Origin of the sequence: Pseudomonas thivervalensis, assembly GCF_001269655.1 — a bacterium.
GTDB lineage: Bacteria > Pseudomonadota > Gammaproteobacteria > Pseudomonadales > Pseudomonadaceae > Aquipseudomonas > Aquipseudomonas thivervalensis.
Genome location: NZ_LHVE01000014.1, coordinates 323,881 through 338,316, shown reverse-complemented (window position 1 = coordinate 338,316; position 14,436 = coordinate 323,881). Strand labels below are relative to the sequence as shown.

The 14,436-nt window shown below is 61.3% G+C and carries 12 protein-coding genes; 5 read left to right on the top strand and 7 right to left on the bottom strand.

The features are described 5' to 3' along the window. Positions 1-3: 3 nt before the first annotated feature. From AD659_RS21030 to AD659_RS21020, 3 genes are read left to right on the top strand one after another with little or no spacing between them, the layout of a single operon-like run. Complete coding sequence (locus tag AD659_RS21030) at positions 4-912, top strand: ABC transporter permease (RefSeq protein ID WP_053124718.1); 909 nt, start codon at positions 4-6, stop codon at positions 910-912. Next, positions 909-1,757, top strand: a complete 849-nt coding sequence (locus AD659_RS21025) for an ABC transporter permease (protein WP_053124716.1) — start codon at positions 909-911, stop codon at positions 1,755-1,757. Before AD659_RS21030 ends, AD659_RS21025 begins: the two co-directional genes overlap by 4 nt. A 15-nt stretch (positions 1,758-1,772) precedes the next feature. Continuing rightward, positions 1,773-2,828 carry an ABC transporter ATP-binding protein gene (locus AD659_RS21020; protein WP_053124714.1) on the top strand — a complete coding sequence of 352 codons (1,056 nt, stop codon included), beginning with the start codon at positions 1,773-1,775 and terminating at the stop codon, positions 2,826-2,828. 154 nt (positions 2,829-2,982) lie between these two features. Here AD659_RS21020 and AD659_RS21015 read toward each other — a convergent pair whose 3' ends face one another. Then, entirely contained in the window at positions 2,983-3,912 is a 930-nt protein-coding gene (locus AD659_RS21015) for an AraC family transcriptional regulator (RefSeq protein WP_053124712.1), read from the bottom strand. A gap of 328 nt (positions 3,913-4,240) precedes the next feature. On the opposite strand from AD659_RS21015, the gene AD659_RS21010 reads away from it, so the two are divergent. Both AD659_RS21010 and AD659_RS21005 read left to right on the top strand, forming a co-directional pair. Beyond that, complete coding sequence (locus tag AD659_RS21010) at positions 4,241-4,594, top strand: putative quinol monooxygenase (RefSeq protein ID WP_053124710.1); 354 nt, start codon at positions 4,241-4,243, stop codon at positions 4,592-4,594. A gap of 41 nt (positions 4,595-4,635) precedes the next feature. After that, positions 4,636-4,869 carry a hypothetical protein gene (locus AD659_RS21005; protein WP_053124708.1) on the top strand — a complete coding sequence of 78 codons (234 nt, stop codon included), beginning with the start codon at positions 4,636-4,638 and terminating at the stop codon, positions 4,867-4,869. A gap of 132 nt (positions 4,870-5,001) precedes the next feature. Here the strand turns inward: AD659_RS21005 and AD659_RS21000 are convergent, their stop codons facing one another. From AD659_RS21000 to AD659_RS20975, 6 genes are all read right to left on the bottom strand, one after another. Further along, positions 5,002-5,622 (bottom strand): flavin reductase family protein, encoded by a 621-nt coding sequence (locus AD659_RS21000; protein WP_053124706.1) that lies wholly within the window; start codon positions 5,620-5,622, stop codon positions 5,002-5,004. Between the two features lie 202 nt (positions 5,623-5,824). Further along, positions 5,825-6,256 carry a hypothetical protein gene (locus AD659_RS20995; protein WP_053124704.1) on the bottom strand — a complete coding sequence of 144 codons (432 nt, stop codon included), beginning with the start codon at positions 6,254-6,256 and terminating at the stop codon, positions 5,825-5,827. A gap of 301 nt (positions 6,257-6,557) precedes the next feature. Then, entirely contained in the window at positions 6,558-7,877 is a 1,320-nt protein-coding gene (locus AD659_RS20990) for an MFS transporter (protein ID WP_014339957.1), read from the bottom strand. Between the two features lie 421 nt (positions 7,878-8,298). Then, a complete protein-coding gene (locus AD659_RS20985) occupies positions 8,299-9,624 on the bottom strand; it encodes a sigma-54-dependent transcriptional regulator (RefSeq protein ID WP_053124702.1) in 1,326 nt (441 codons plus the stop codon). Continuing rightward, the gene (locus tag AD659_RS20980) at positions 9,617-11,383 is read right to left on the bottom strand and encodes a sensor histidine kinase (protein ID WP_053124701.1); all 1,767 of its coding nucleotides are present in this window, start codon (positions 11,381-11,383) and stop codon (positions 9,617-9,619) included. The genes AD659_RS20985 and AD659_RS20980 overlap by 8 nt, the downstream gene beginning before the upstream one ends. 158 nt (positions 11,384-11,541) lie before the next feature. Further along, positions 11,542-14,319 carry an RHS repeat domain-containing protein gene (locus AD659_RS20975; RefSeq protein ID WP_053124699.1) on the bottom strand — a complete coding sequence of 926 codons (2,778 nt, stop codon included), beginning with the start codon at positions 14,317-14,319 and terminating at the stop codon, positions 11,542-11,544. Positions 14,320-14,436: the final 117 nt, after the last annotated feature.

Here is a 14,436-nt window from a genome sequence, read left to right as displayed (position 1 = left end):
GCCATGGAACACCAAGCGTTAACCCACCCGCAAAGCGTTGCGCCAATGCGCTCACGGCGGAGTCTTTCGCCTACTGCTCGCGCGTGGTTTTTTCTCTCGCCGTCGATGCTGTTTCTCGGCGTGCTGATCGCCGCCAGCCTGTTGGTGCTGCGCATGAGCGTCGGCACCAAGGGCGCTGAGTGGAGTGGCTTCAGCCTCGCCAGCTATGGGCAGCTACTGGAACCGTATTACCTCAAGTCGTTGTTGCTGACCTTGCGTCTCGCATTGATCAGCGCGGTGATCGCCGTGCTGCTGGCAATCCCCGTGGCTTACACGATGTCGCGCCTGGCCTCGCCGTTGTTGCGGCGGGTGTTCCTGGCGGCGGTGCTGTTGCCGTTGTTGGTCAACCTGCTGCTGCAAAGTTATGGCTGGTTGGTGATCCTCGGTCCTGCCGGCATGCTCAATCAGGCGCTCATCGGCCTGGGCTTGATCAAGCGGCCGATCATGTTGCTGTACAACCAGAACGGCGTGTTGATGGGCCTGGTCCAGACGGCATTCCCACTGGCCGTGCTGCCCATCGCCAGTGCCATGCGTGGCGTGGCCCGCAGTTATGAAGAGGCCGCCGCCACCCTCGGCGCCAGCCGCTTCCAGGTGTTTCGCCAAGTGGTGCTGCCCATGAGCCTGCCAGGGATCATCACCGGCGCGACGCTGGTGTTTGCCTACAACGCCAGCAGCTTTGTCGTGCCGCTGCTGTTGGGTGGTCGACGAGTGCCGATGCTGGCGGTGATGGTCCACGACCAGATCGCTCCGCTGATGAACTGGCCGGCTGCGTCCGCCGCCGGGGTGGTGCTGATCGTCACCACGCTGCTGATCATGACCCTTTCCGAGTATTTCACCGGTCGTCGGCGGCGGATGCTGGAGGCCTCTCAATGAGCGTATCGAGTAATAAACGCCAGGCGTTGCTGCCCGGTGAAACCGGCCGTGTGGCAGGTCTGCTTTCAGCGTTCATCCTGCTGCTGGCGGTGCTGCCGATCCTGACCATGATCGTCATGTCCTTCAGCGGCGCGGCGAACCTGGACTTTCCACCGAGCAGCTACAGCCTGCAATGGTATCGGGCGGCCTGGCACACCTTTGTCTCGCCGGACGCCAGCGATGTGCTGAGCCTGGGCCAGGCAATGGGGACCAGCCTGTTGGTGGCCTGCCTGACAATGATCTTCGCCACGCTGATCGCGGTGCCGGCGGCCTACGCGCTGACCCGTTGCGAATTCCGTGGCAAGGCCGTGGCGCTGCAACTGATGTCGTTGCCACTGGTGTTTCCCATGGTGGTGCTGGGGTTGGCGCTGCTGCTGGTGTTCGACAGCTTGCCGTTCCAGATGACCACCTCGCGGCTGGTCATTGCCCACGTGATCCTCGCCTTGCCCTTCGTTGTGAAGAACTGCACCGCCGCCATGCTCGGCATCGGCAGTGAAGTCGAAGAGGCCGCGCGCATGCTCGGCGCGACGCCACGGCGAGCCATTGTCGATGTGGTGGTGCCGTTGATGAAGTCAGGGATTCTCGCCGGGATGCTGCTGGCGTTCATCGTCTCGTTCAACGAATTCACCGTGACCTATTTCCTCTACACCATCGATGTCATGACCGTGCCGATCTGGATGTACAGCCGCACCGTGTCATCGCTGGACCCCACCGTTTTTTCGTTTGCCGTGCTCATCGTGCTGATCGACTTCGTGCTGATCTGGGCGTTGGAGAAACTGGTGGGCGAGGGCGGCGTTTCCTTTTGATTTCGAGGTGAAGACATGACTGGACTGATACTGGAAAACGTCGAGAAACATTACGGTACGGCCTGCGCGGTCAGGGATGTGAACCTGCATCTGCCCGAGGGCAAACTGGTGTGTTTCCTTGGACCTTCGGGCTGTGGCAAAACCACGCTGCTGCGCATGATCGCCGGGCTGGAAAGCCTCAGCGGCGGCGAAATTCGCCTGGATGGTGAGGACATCGGCCACACCCCGGCGCACCTGCGCAACTTCGGCATGGTGTTTCAATCCCTGGCGTTGTTCCCCCACATGACCGTCGGCGAGAACATTGCCTACCCGTTGAAGCTGCGGGGCGTGGGCAAGGCCGAGCAACAGGCGCGAGTGGTGGAGTTGCTGGAACTGATCCAGCTCCAGGCGATGATCGACCGGCCCGTGGCAAAGCTGTCCGGCGGCCAGCGCCAGCGCGTGGCGATTGCGCGGGCGATTGCCGCCCGGCCGAAAATCCTCCTGTTGGACGAACCGTTGTCGGCCCTGGACGCGAAGCTGCGCGAGTCGATGCAAGTGGAAATCCGCCAACTGCAACAGCGGCTGAACATCACCACCATTCTGGTGACCCACGACCAGCGCGAAGCCATGACCATGGCCGACATTGTCGTGGTGCTGGGTGAGCATCGGGTGCAACAGGTCGGCACACCGATCGAGATCTACCGGCACCCGGCCAATGAATTCGTCGCCGACTTCATCGGTTCAGGCAACATTTTCCCGGCGACCACCCTGGGCAACGGGCGGGTCGGGCTGCCGGGCGGGGACACGCTGGAGGTGCCGGCCAGCCATAGCGTCATCGTGGGCGAGAAGATCAAGTTGCTGGTGCGTCCCGAAGACCTGCAACTGTCCTCGCCCCAGGCCACGGCGGGTAACCGGTTGCTGGGCAAGGTGACGTTCGTGCGGGACATCGGGGCGACCGTCGAGACCACAGTGGAGTGTTCCGGGGTTTCGTTCACGGCGCTGAATACGCCTTGCCAGGGCATGGACCTGGGCATCGGGCAGGCGGTGTCAGTGACCATACCGGCGCAGGCGTGTCGGTTGCTCAGTGCCTGAGGTCATGAGGTGAAGTGCTTGTGCCGGCCCCTTCGCGAGCAGGCTCGCTCCCACAGGGGATCTTCAGTGAACAAAAATTCTCTGTTCACAACCGATCAACTGTGGGGGCGAGCTTGTTCGCGATGGGGCCGGCCCATTCAACACAAACCCAGGGTCAAACAGTCATCCGCAACCGCGCCAGATCCCGCAACGGCGGCGCGCCAAACAACCGGCTGTATTCTCGGCTGAACTGCGAAGGGCTTTCATACCCCACCCGATACCCCGCCGCGGAGGCCTCCAGCCCTTCGGCCAACATCAGCCGGCGGGCTTCCTGCAGGCGCAGTTGCTTCTGGTATTGCAGCGGGCTCATGGCGGTCATCGCCTTGAAGCGGTGATGCAGGGTCGAGACGCTGAGGTTCACTTCCCGAGCCAGGTCATCGATGCGCAGCGGCTGCTCGAAATGGCCGTTGAGCCATTTGATCGCCTGGCTGATGCGGTGGCTCTGGCTGTTGGCGATGGCGATTTCATACAGTCGATAGCCCTGTGGGCTGCGCAGCAGGCGATAGAGGATTTCCCGGCGTACCAAGGGCGCGAGCATGGCGATGTCTTTCGGCGTATCCAGCAGCCGCGCCAGGCGCAGTACGGCGTCGAGCATCGGCGTGTCCAGGCGTTCGACATACAACCCGCGTCCGGCGGGGCGGGTCGGCACGCCCAACGGGCCGGCATCGGCGATCAATGCGGTGATTTCCGTCGGGTCGATGTCCAGGCGCAAGGCCAGGATTGGCTGCTCGGGTGAAACGTCGGCGATGCAACCACTGAGCGGCATCGAGACCGAGACCACCAGGTAATGGAGCGGGTCGTAGTTGAAGAACTCATCCGCCAAACGCACCTGTTTGCTGCCCTGGGCCATGATGCACAGCGCCGGTTGCGCCAGCACCGGGGCGAACTTATGCGGCTGGCTGTGCCGCGACAGGTTCAACGAGCCGATGGCCGTGGCGTAGCTGCCGTCTTCGCTGGTGTTGCGGTCGATGATCGACGCCAGTTCGGCGCGCTGTTGTTCCAGGTACGTGTCCAGCGGGACGTGGGCGTGATCGAGTGGCGACATGCCGGGATCCTCAGGCGATAGGGAGCGATGAACAAAGCTTATGTTTGTGCAAGGCGCAGCGGTAGCCACATCCTGTTGAAAGCTTGCCTGATCCTGCACGGCGCAATGGGCCATGACGGTGCAATGCTGCCGAAACTTGCTTGAAACCTTTTGTTTCAACTTCCCGGATTGCAACCGGATCGATGGCGGATTTTGTGCGGCCGATGCGCAGGATTGTGCAATGGGTCGGCAGGAATCGACTAACGACGCTGGCGTCATGACGCTTAACCTTTGATCCTGTCGCAGCCTGTTCCCCGGCTGCACAACGGATTACCTGGGAGGGTTGAACATGACTACACACATCCCCGTCAGCCACATGGCTTTTGTCCGGGCCCGCGGCGGTTGCTCCAAGCAGTTGGGTGCGCGTCTGAGCACGCTGATCGCGCCCTCGCGCCAGGCGCCCGGTTGCCTGCACTTTGCCTTGCAGCAATCGCAATGCGACGCTGATTTGTGGCTGGTCTCCGGGCTCTGGGTCAATCAGCCGTCGATGGACGCCTATTTCAACTCACCGGCCATGGCGATTTTCGCCGAGCTGGTACAGGACCTGGTGGTGAGCAGCCTGGATTTTCACACCTTCAGGGAAGTCTCCGCCGCCCAGGCGACCGAAGGGTGCCGGGCGCAGGTACACAAACTGGCCGGTTGAAGGTTTAATGACGGTCATTTTCCATCGCCAGGATGTGCAATATGGCACGTAAAGCCTTTGAAACTTTTGAAGCTGTTTCTGCTGTTGTTCCCAAGGACGGCGGGGGTTACCACGCCGCCATTGCCACCAAGGCCATCGGCGGCTCAGGTGCGCCGCGTTTCAACAAGGTGCTTGATAAACAGTCCTTCAAGACAGCCAACGAGGCCGACGATGCGGCCGCAAAAGAGCTGACCCGTCTCAAGGGCGTCGACGACGAGGGCGGGTTGATCTGGTAATCAGCCTTTCGGAGATGGCTTTTTGTGGCGAGGGAGCTTGCTCCCGCTGGGCTGCGCAGCGGTCCCTTTTTGGTGGGTGCTTCGCACCCAAGCGGGAGCAAGCTCCCTCGCCACAGGGGGGGCGCGCCGCTTCTACTTTGGGCGATGCATCTTGAACAACGCCTCAGGCCCCAACTGGAAATAATCCGCTGGCCCGCCACCGCGCAAGATTGGTTCGGCGGCAGCGGTGTCGTACACCCCATCCTTCAACAGCCACTTGGCGATGTGCACGGCGACCACTTCGCCGAGGATCAGCCAGCTCGGCACCAGCGCCTTGTCCGCCCGCTGCAATTGAATGATCTGCGTGACCTTGCATTCGAAGGACACCGGGCTTTCGGCGACGCGTGGCACCTGAATCACCCGTGACGGGGCAGCCGTCAAACCCGCCAGTTCGAACTCATTGACCTCTGGCGCGACCATCGCGCAGCTCTGGTTCATTTGCTCGGCCAGCGGGCGAGTGGCCAGGTTCCAGGCGAATTCGCCGGTCTGTTCGATGTTGTTCAGGCTGTCTTTGCGCCCGACGCTGGAGAACCCAATGATCGGTGGAATGTAGTTGAAGGCGTTGAAGAAGCTGTAGGGCGCCAGGTTCAGGCGGCCTTCGCCATCCTGGGACGAAATCCAGCCGATGGGCCGTGGGCCGACGATAGCATTGAACGGGTCGTGGGGCAGGCCGTGGCCGTTGGCGGGTTCGTAGAAATGGATGTCGTCGGGCATGGCTGGAGAAGGTCCTGCGATGGAGTTTCAAGGGATTCGAGGATAGTGCAGGGCTCCACTGCTTTTGTCAGCACCCCAGAACCCTTGTGGAGCGAGCTTTGAACTCAGACAAATCGTGCTCCGCTGTTATCGCTGTGCTGGTTTCACTTGCTCCATAAATAACTAAGCCCGGCCGAAGCCGGGCTGTGAGGGGGGGAGCGGATTAGCTGATGGCAGCAGTGTTGGTGCGATCGAAGCCATCTTCAGCGAGGGCGCCGTTGGTGCGGTCGAAACCATCTTCAGCGAGGGCGCCGTTGGTACGGTCGAAACCGTCGGCAGCGATTGCGCCATTGGTACGGTCAAAACCGTCGGCGGCGATTGCGCCATTGGTGCGATCGAAACCATCTTCAGCGATTGCGCCGTTGGTACGGTCAAAACCGTCGGCGGCGATTGCGCCATTGGTGCGGTCGAAGCCATCTTCAGCGACGGCGTTGCTGTTGGTACGGTCGAAACCATCGGCGGCGAGGGTGGCAGCGCCAGTGCGGTCGTAACCATCGGCGGCGATGGCCGAGCTGGTGCGGTCGAAACCGTCGGCAGCAAAAGTGTTGGCGGCCAGTACGGACAGGGTCAGGGCGATGATCAGTTTGGTTTTCATGGTCGTGCTCCAGAATGTTTGGCGTTAAGTGCCTTGGGTGTGGAGTTCATATTACGCTCGTTAATTTGATTAAAAAGCGCAAAAAAACGCTTAAAACAATCTATTAAATAGATAGATAGGCGGTTGCCACAGAACGGTCGATGGAACCATCACCGGCGTATCGAATGTGCGTTCTGTTGAGTGTGAGAATGGAGGACAGGCATTAACCAGAGATTAATGTCAGATAAATCTTTGGACAGGCAGAACGAAAAAAGGGGCGAACCTGGCAGGTTCGCCCCTTTCTGTTTGTACGACCGGAAGGTCAGTCAGTCACGATCCGCGAATGCTTGCGGGTGTCTTTCATGGTGATGTACACCAGCAGCGACACGGCGATGCAGGCCGTCACGTACCAGTAGTAGCCGGTTTCCATGCCGATGCTCTTGAACCACAGCGCGATGTATTCAGCCGTGCCGCCGAAAATCGACACGGTCAGCGCGTAGGGCAGGCCGACGCCCAGGGCGCGAATTTCGGTGGGGAACAGCTCGGCCTTCACCACGGCGTTGATCGAGGTGTAGCCGCTGACGATGATCAGCGCGGCCATGATCAGGAAGAACGCACCCCACCAGGTCTGGATGGTGTGCAAGGTGGTGAGGATCGGCACAGTGAACAGGGTGCCGAGGATGCCGAAGGCAATCAGGATCGGCCGGCGACCGATCTTGTCCGACAGCCCGCCGATCACCGGTTGCAGGCACATGAACAGGAACAGCGTGGCGGCGGAAATGGTGGTGGAGTCGGAAATGCTCATGCCGACGGTGTTCACCAGGTATTTCTGCATGTAGGTGGTGTAGGTGTAGAACGCCAGGGTGCCGCCCATGGTCAGGCCGACCACGGTCATCAGTTCCTTGGGATGGCGCATCAAGGTGCGCATCGCGCTTTCCTTGGCTTTTTCCTTCTTGGTGAACGACTCGGTTTCTTCCATGCCGCGACGCAGGTACAGCGCCACGACCGCACACAGCGCGCCGATGGCGAACGGGATGCGCCAGCCCCAGGCATACAGTTGTTCGGTGGTGAGGAACTGTTGCAGCACGATCAGCACGCCCAGGGCGATGAGCTGGCCGGAGATCAGGGTCACGTACTGGAAGCTGGAGAAGAAGCCGCGACGTTCCTTGGTCGCCATCTCGCTCAGGTAGGTCGCCGAGGTGCCGTACTCGCCACCCACCGACAGGCCTTGGAGCAGACGGGCAAACACCAGCAGGATCGGCGCACCGACGCCGATGGTTTCGTAACTCGGGCTCAAGGCGATGATCAGCGAACCGAAGCACATCAGGTACACCGAGGCCATCAACGCACGTTTGCGACCGGCACGGTCGGCGTACAGGCCCATCAACCACCCGCCGATCGGGCGCATCAGGAAGCCCACGGCGAAGATCGCGGCGGTGTTGAGCAGTTGGGCGGTGGTGTCGCCCTTGGGGAAGAAGACTTTGGCGAAGTACAACGAGAATGCGGCGTAGACGTACCAGTCATACCACTCGACCATGTTGCCGACCGAGCCGCTGAAGATCGATTTGATCCGGCTGGCGGTGGTTCTTTCACGGGCGGGCACGGCAGCCGACCCAATGGGCAGGGCGTTGGAGTTGTCCATTGAAGGATCCTTCGTTTAATTGTTTTTGTGGAGCGCGTGGGAACGCAGCCTGACAGGGCTATAGCAGGAGCTGTGCCAGGAGGCAGAGGGCCGGTCTAGAGGGGTTTATGGTGTGAGGTGAGCGGAAATCCGCTCATTGTGGTTCGGGGTATGGGCGGGAATCCGCTTATGCAGGGAAAGATTTGCCGTCTGTACTGGCCTCATCGCGAGCAGGCTCGCTCCCACATTTTTGTCCGGTGTGCACATACCCCTGTGGGAGTGGGCTCGCTCGCGAAAGCGGTGTGTCAGCCAATTCAATATTCGACTGACCTGACGCCTTCGCGAGCAGGCTCGCTCCCACATTGTCCGGCGCGTACACATGCCCCTGTGGGAGCGAGCTTGCTCGCGATGGCGCCAGTACAGCCACCACAAAATATCGCTTCTACAAAAACATCTCCCGACTCAACCCATGCCGCTGCATCTTTTCATTGAAGGTGCGGCGTGGCAGTTGCAATTCCTCGAGCACCGCTTTCACATCACCTCTGTGCCGAGTCAGGGCGGCGCGCAGGCATTGGGCTTCGAAGGCCTCCTGCTGAGCGGCGAGGGACTGGCCGGGTTCGCTGTCCAAGGCCTGCGGTTGATCCAGGCCCAGCACCTGGCGTTCGGCGACGTTGGCCAATTCACGCACGTTGCCCGGCCAGTCGTGGCTGAGCAGATGGCTCAACTGCGGGCCGCTCAGGGGCGCGGCGGGGCGGCCCAGGCGTTCGGCGGCGTTGTGAGTGAAGTGTTCGAACAGCAAAGGAATGTCTTCGCGCCGTTCTCGCAGCGGCGGCAGGCGCAGCTCGGCGATGTTCAGGCGATAGGCCAGGTCTTCGCGAAAACGCCCGGCCCGGGCTTCGTCCAGCAAGTCGGGCTTGGTGGCGGCGATGATGCGCAGGTCGACGTTGATGCTCTGGTTGGAACCCAGGCGTTCGAGTTTCTTTTCCTGCAGAACGCGCAGCAGCTTGGCCTGCTGGGCCAACGGCATGCTTTCGATTTCATCGAGAAACAGCGTGCCGCCGTCGGCGTATTCGAGCTTGCCGATGCGCTTGCCCTGGGCACCGGTGAAGGCGCCGCTTTCATGGCCGAACAGCTCGGCCTCGAACAGTGGTTCGGGAATCGCCGCGCAATTCAACGCCACGAAAGGCTTGCTGGCCCTCGGACCGAAGTCGTGCAGGCAGCGGGCAACCAGTTCCTTGCCGCTGCCGGTTTCGCCGCGGATCAACACGTTGACCGGCAAGGCCGCCAGGTCCAGCACCTGGCGCCGGAGGTTTTGCAGGGCTCGGGAAACTCCCAGCAGCGTGCCATCGAGGCGGGCCCGGGCGTCGGCCTGTTCATGCAGACGACGGTTTTCCAGGACCAGGCTGCGTTTGTCCAGGGCCCGGCGCAGGCTGCCGAGCAGGGCGTCGGGGCTGAAGGGTTTTTCCAGGAAATCGTAGGCACCGTCGCGCATGGCCTCCACGGCCATGGGCACGTCGCCGTGGCCGGTCAACAGGATCACCGGCAGGTCCGGATCGCGGCGGCGCACTTCGGCCAGCAGCTCCAGGCCGCTGAGGCCGGGCATGCGCACGTCGCTGAGAATGACCCCGGGGAAATGTTCCGGTAACCGGGCCAGGCATTCGTCGGCGCGGCTGAACAATTGCACCTGGAACCCCGACAGGCTCAACCATTGCTCGACGGCACTGCGAATGCTGCCTTCGTCATCCACGACCATGACTGAATCAAGCATGCAGTTGGGCCTCCTGATCGATGGGCAAGGTCACGCAGAATACCGCGCCGTTTTCATGGTTGTCCGCTGTCAGCCGCCCGCCGGACTCATGGATGATCGCAAATGAAACCGCCAGCCCCAGGCCCAGGCCATCGCCCACGGCCTTGGTGGTGAAGAAGGGGTCGAATACCTGGGCCAGGTGTTCTTCGGCGATCCCGGTGCCGCTGTCGCTGACGCTCAGGCGCCACAATTGTTCATCGGCCTCCAGGCGCACTTCCAGGCGCTTGACGGGTTGGCCGGTCATGGCATCGAGGGCGTTGCGCAGCAGGTTGATCAACACCTGTTCGAGGCGGATCGCATCGCCGCGAACCCACGCCGGACGGGTCAGATACAGCACGGTGCTGACGTTTTCGTCGCGCAGGCGCGCCTCCAGCAGTTGCAACGCCTGGTCCACCACCGCCGTAAGGTCGAGGCGTTCGCGCAGGCCGCTCGGGCTTTTGCGGGCGAACGTTTTCAGGTGGCCGGTGAGGGCGGCCATGCGGGTCAGCATGTCGTCTACCGGTTTGAGCGCCTTGTAGGCTTCATCGACGCGGCCGTGATCCAGCAGCAGGCGAAGGGTCGCCAGTTGCATGCGCTGGGCGGTCAGCGGCTGGTTGATTTCATGGGCCAGCGCCGCCGACATCTGCCCCAGGGCCGCAAGCTTGGCCGACTGCACCAGGCCGTCCTGGGCGGTGCGCAGTTCGCGGGTGCGTTCGTCCACCAGTCGTTCGAGTTCCTGGCGGCTGCGCTGGCGCAGTTTCGCCAGGCGCCAACGCTGGTTGAGAAACAGCAGCAAAAACACCAGCGCCAGCCACAGCCCGGCGGCGGCGAGCCCGGCGTTGCGCAGGTCTTCGAGGGCGACCTGGGGGCGGCGCAGCAAATGCAGGGTCCAGCCTTCGCCGGTCAATGGCAGGGATTCCCAGAGATAGTCCGTCGTGCCCTCGGGGGCTTCGACCCGGGCCAGATGGCTGTTGTCGTCAAAGCGTCGCAGCGGATCGAAGGCCAAGGGTTGCAGCGGTTGTTTGTCGTATTGGCGCGTGGCCTTGAGTTCGGCGCGGTCGCTGTCGGACAACGGTTGCAAGTGGCGATAACGCCAGCCTGGCCGGTTGGCAATGAAAATGATCCCTCGCGCATCGCTGACCAGCAGCGTGTCGTTGCCTTGGCGCCATTCGCGCTCCAGTTCCGGGAACTCCAGTTTCACCACCATGGCGCCGAGGAACTCGCCGCTGTCGCCGGTCACGGCACTGGACAGGAAATAGCCCGGAATGCCACTGGTCACGCCCACTGCATAAAACCGCCCGGTACCTTGGGTGCGGGTCTGGAGAAAGTAGGGGCGAAAGCCATAGTTGTGACCGACGTAGCTGCTGGGCAACCGCCAGTTGCTGGCAGCGATTGCCAGGCCGGTGTGGTCGAGCAACTCCAGTGTCGAGGACTGCGCGGCGCCGTTGATCTTCTCCAGCTTGCGGTTCAGGGTGTCCTGTTGCGCTGGGTTGACCGGCCCCTTGAGGGCGTCACGCAACTCCGGGTCCAGCGCCAGTACGGCGGGCAAGGCGCGATAGCGTTCGATCAAGGTGTGAAGGGAATTGGCATAGAGCGTCAGTTGCTGGCTCGCGCGGCTGGCGTCTTCGTCCAGGGCCGCGCGTTCGGCGTGGTGTACGGCCAGGGTGGCTGCGAGGGCGGCGCCAGCGAGGATTAGCAAGGTGTACAAACACAGACGCAAGGGGCGAGGCATTGCGGACATGTAAAAGGCGTCACAGCAGGACAGAGACGGGCACAATAGCACGCCGTTGCCGACCGCGATGTCTCTTCGTGTCGAGTCATTCGAGCACGCTTGTCGACTTTTTCAATCGCGCGAGAATGCTTCCAGACTCACTCGGACATCATTTTGGCCGGCCTTTTTCATCTGCGCCCGGTACGCCGTTGGCGTCGCAGATACTGATTGTCCGTCGTGCCCATTTCTCTATAAGCGGCGAGGCCGCGTTGGGCTTGCGCGATGTTGGCAAGGGTGGCCTGGGTTTTATAACGCAAGGCTGACCGTCTGATTGGCGTAAGCATCTCTGCCGGGGTCATGAAATTGACATTGGGAAGCAGGTTGCGCGGGTAAATGACGTCGGTGCCCAATTCATCGAAAGCGGCTTCCATCAAGGTTGAACGTTGTTCGATAGCGCTTTTCCAGTCGGCAAGCATCGTTTCGATTTTGGTGATCTTGACTGGAGTGAGGCGATGCTTGATATCCTCGGCTTCTTGGGCGCGAGAGCCCATATTCATTGCGCCAGCGAGGATCGGTATCCACGTCGTCATCACCCTGGTCATCAAGAAAGACGGGTTGAAGATTGAGTTTAGCGCTGGATGGATCAGCTCGCTTTTCACATCCCGCCAATTGTGGATGGGCTTGGCGGGGGGTGGGTAACCAAGCTTGCGGTCAATCGCTTCGACAGAGAGTTGCGAGGTCTGGGGGATGAGCGGACCCATCAATCCGAGCGGGGAGATGACCGGATCTGCCAAACTTTCGAATAGATCCCCGCCACCGTTGCCGCCGATCAATCCGCCCGGTGTTGCGTAGGGCGCTATGACTGGCGTTTCACCCAACACCAAGTCGACTTGTCCTCCGCCGATAACACCACTCTCGAAGCCGAGTACACCTTTGACCACCTCTCCGAGCAGATTCCCCGCCAGGTTTTTCAAGGCGCTTTTCTGTTGGATGATGGTGTGAAGTTGTCCGAGTAGCTGGCGGGATTGTTTATTGAGCTCCGAGATGACGTCCGAATAAAACGTGATGACGGCTTCTGCCTTGTGTTGCCCGTCAGGGTCCACATAACGCAGCGGATTGTTCTCCACGAAGGCGTACCTGTTCTGCCCGTCCACATGACCCGCCGGGTCCGCGCTGATCCAGCGCAGCAGCCACGGCGCGTAATAACGTGCGCCATAGTAATAAAGCCCGCTGGCGTCCATTTCCTTGCCTGAATACCGCACCGTCTTGTAGCTGACCTCTATCGCCGAACGCGCCGCCATCCACGCCGTCGCCCCGAATGGGTAATAGCCCTCGTGACTGATCAGTTGTGCATGTTGATCCAGCTCCATCAGGCTTGAGCCCAAGTGGTCGTTCAGACCGTAGCGCAATTGATCGCCGTCGATGCCTGCCGGTTTTCCTGCCACCCAATGCAAGCAACGGACACTGACGGGGCCAGTGTCGAGGGTAATGACATGCAATTGCTCGCCGTTGTCCCGGGTGCGTACCTCAAGTCCCGGCAGATAATGCACGGCCTGGAAGTGGCTGTTCGTGGGGGTGTGGATGTCATGGCGCTTGTAGACTCGCAGGCCCTGGCTGTAGCGGTACTGTTCTGTATCGTTGGGGCCACGGGCGCGGTCGACCAGAGTGACCGATTCCGGTTGGTCGCGAGCGTTCCACTGCAAGTCTTGTCCAGGCAGCAACGCCTGGAGATTGCCATGGCGGTCGAACAGTGTGTCGAACGACGGAACGGGATCGCCGGGCGTCCATCGTACCCCTCGGTTGCTGCCAGGATCGATGTACATCTGTCGGGTATGGCTGGCGCCTGCGCGCACATGTTGGAGTTTGGTCAGGTTGCCGCCATGGTCATATTCGTAAGTCTGCAGGTAGTTGAGCCGGTGGTTGGGGTCGGTTGGCTGGGGCAGTCCGGGCGTGTCCGAGGGCGGGCCATCGTCATAGCCGCTGGCGCTGAGCAACCGATAGAGCGAGTCGTAGCTGAAGGCTCGGTGGCCATCGACTCGCTGATTGGCGAAATGGGTGGGTGTAAAGGCGTGATCCAGAATTCGGGTGACATTGCCCATCGGGTCATGGACATATTCGAAGTCCTGCAGCGCGGGGGCCTGGCCTTTTTTTGCGCATTGTCTGACCAGGCTGGCATTGGCCGGATCATAGGTCCAATAGCTGACAACGCCATTGCCAGCGTGTTGCTCGATAATCTGTCCGGCGGCGTTGTACCTCGCATTGTGCAGCACCGGCTGCCAGTCGTTTTGGCTCTTGAGTCGCAGGCGAACCTGCGTGAGCTGTCCGGCCACGTCATAGTGCGATTGTCGTTGGTGTTCGCCGGCATCGGTCTGTTCCAGCACCGCGCCTGAAGGACCGAAGATCCAGCGGCTGTTAAAGACCCTGCCATCATGAAACGTACGCGTTTCCTCAAGTGCTTGGCCGAGCAGGCCGTAGCTTTCCCGAGACAACACCCCCGACGCGTCGGCCAGCGCCAGCAATTGTCCTCGCAAGTTGTGGCTGGCGTCGGCCGAGGCGTCGGCGTAAATGAACGTTTCAATCTCGACCTGGTGCTGTTCCTCAACGGTCAACGGCCGCAGCTGCGGGTCATAGGCAATCTGCCAGTGACTGCCACGCTCATCCCATCGTTGCAGCGTCTCCCCTGCCGGCCCCGGCAACACCAGGCGCCATCCGGCATCGACGCTGTCGGTGCGCAGCGCATCATCGGCGAGTGTGTAGCAGGTGGCCTGGTTGGGGAGTGTGGCGTGGTCGCAAAGGCGAGGATCCCGCTGTTCGACAAGCTGCCCAACGACGTTGTGACGTAGACGGGAGATCAATGCTGTCGTTGAGTCGCAGGCCTGATCGCGCAAATAAACCGTTTGCCGGACCGGCAGACCGCGGCCATCGACGGCAACGATGCTAGGCGTGCGGAAATGGATGGCGCTCATCGATCGACGGCCTCCAGTCGGTATGATTGAGATGAACCACGGGAGCTGGACCACTGTAGCAATGACAAGGCGCAACAGAACCTGTCAGGTCTGACAGGGAGCATCAGGTGTTTTGTC

Coding starts and splice junctions, on each gene's coding strand:
- AD659_RS21030 (WP_053124718.1), top strand. CDS start 4: ATGGAACACCAAGCGTTAACCCACCCGCAAAGCGTTGCGCCAATGCGC.
- AD659_RS21025 (WP_053124716.1), top strand. CDS start 909: ATGAGCGTATCGAGTAATAAACGCCAGGCGTTGCTGCCCGGTGAAACC.
- AD659_RS21020 (WP_053124714.1), top strand. CDS start 1,773: ATGACTGGACTGATACTGGAAAACGTCGAGAAACATTACGGTACGGCC.
- AD659_RS21015 (WP_053124712.1), bottom strand. CDS start 3,912: ATGTCGCCACTCGATCACGCCCACGTCCCGCTGGACACGTACCTGGAA.
- AD659_RS21010 (WP_053124710.1), top strand. CDS start 4,241: ATGACTACACACATCCCCGTCAGCCACATGGCTTTTGTCCGGGCCCGC.
- AD659_RS21005 (WP_053124708.1), top strand. CDS start 4,636: ATGGCACGTAAAGCCTTTGAAACTTTTGAAGCTGTTTCTGCTGTTGTT.
- AD659_RS21000 (WP_053124706.1), bottom strand. CDS start 5,622: ATGCCCGACGACATCCATTTCTACGAACCCGCCAACGGCCACGGCCTG.
- AD659_RS20995 (WP_053124704.1), bottom strand. CDS start 6,256: ATGAAAACCAAACTGATCATCGCCCTGACCCTGTCCGTACTGGCCGCC.
- AD659_RS20990 (WP_014339957.1), bottom strand. CDS start 7,877: ATGGACAACTCCAACGCCCTGCCCATTGGGTCGGCTGCCGTGCCCGCC.
- AD659_RS20985 (WP_053124702.1), bottom strand. CDS start 9,624: ATGCTTGATTCAGTCATGGTCGTGGATGACGAAGGCAGCATTCGCAGT.
- AD659_RS20980 (WP_053124701.1), bottom strand. CDS start 11,383: ATGTCCGCAATGCCTCGCCCCTTGCGTCTGTGTTTGTACACCTTGCTA.
- AD659_RS20975 (WP_053124699.1), bottom strand. CDS start 14,319: ATGAGCGCCATCCATTTCCGCACGCCTAGCATCGTTGCCGTCGATGGC.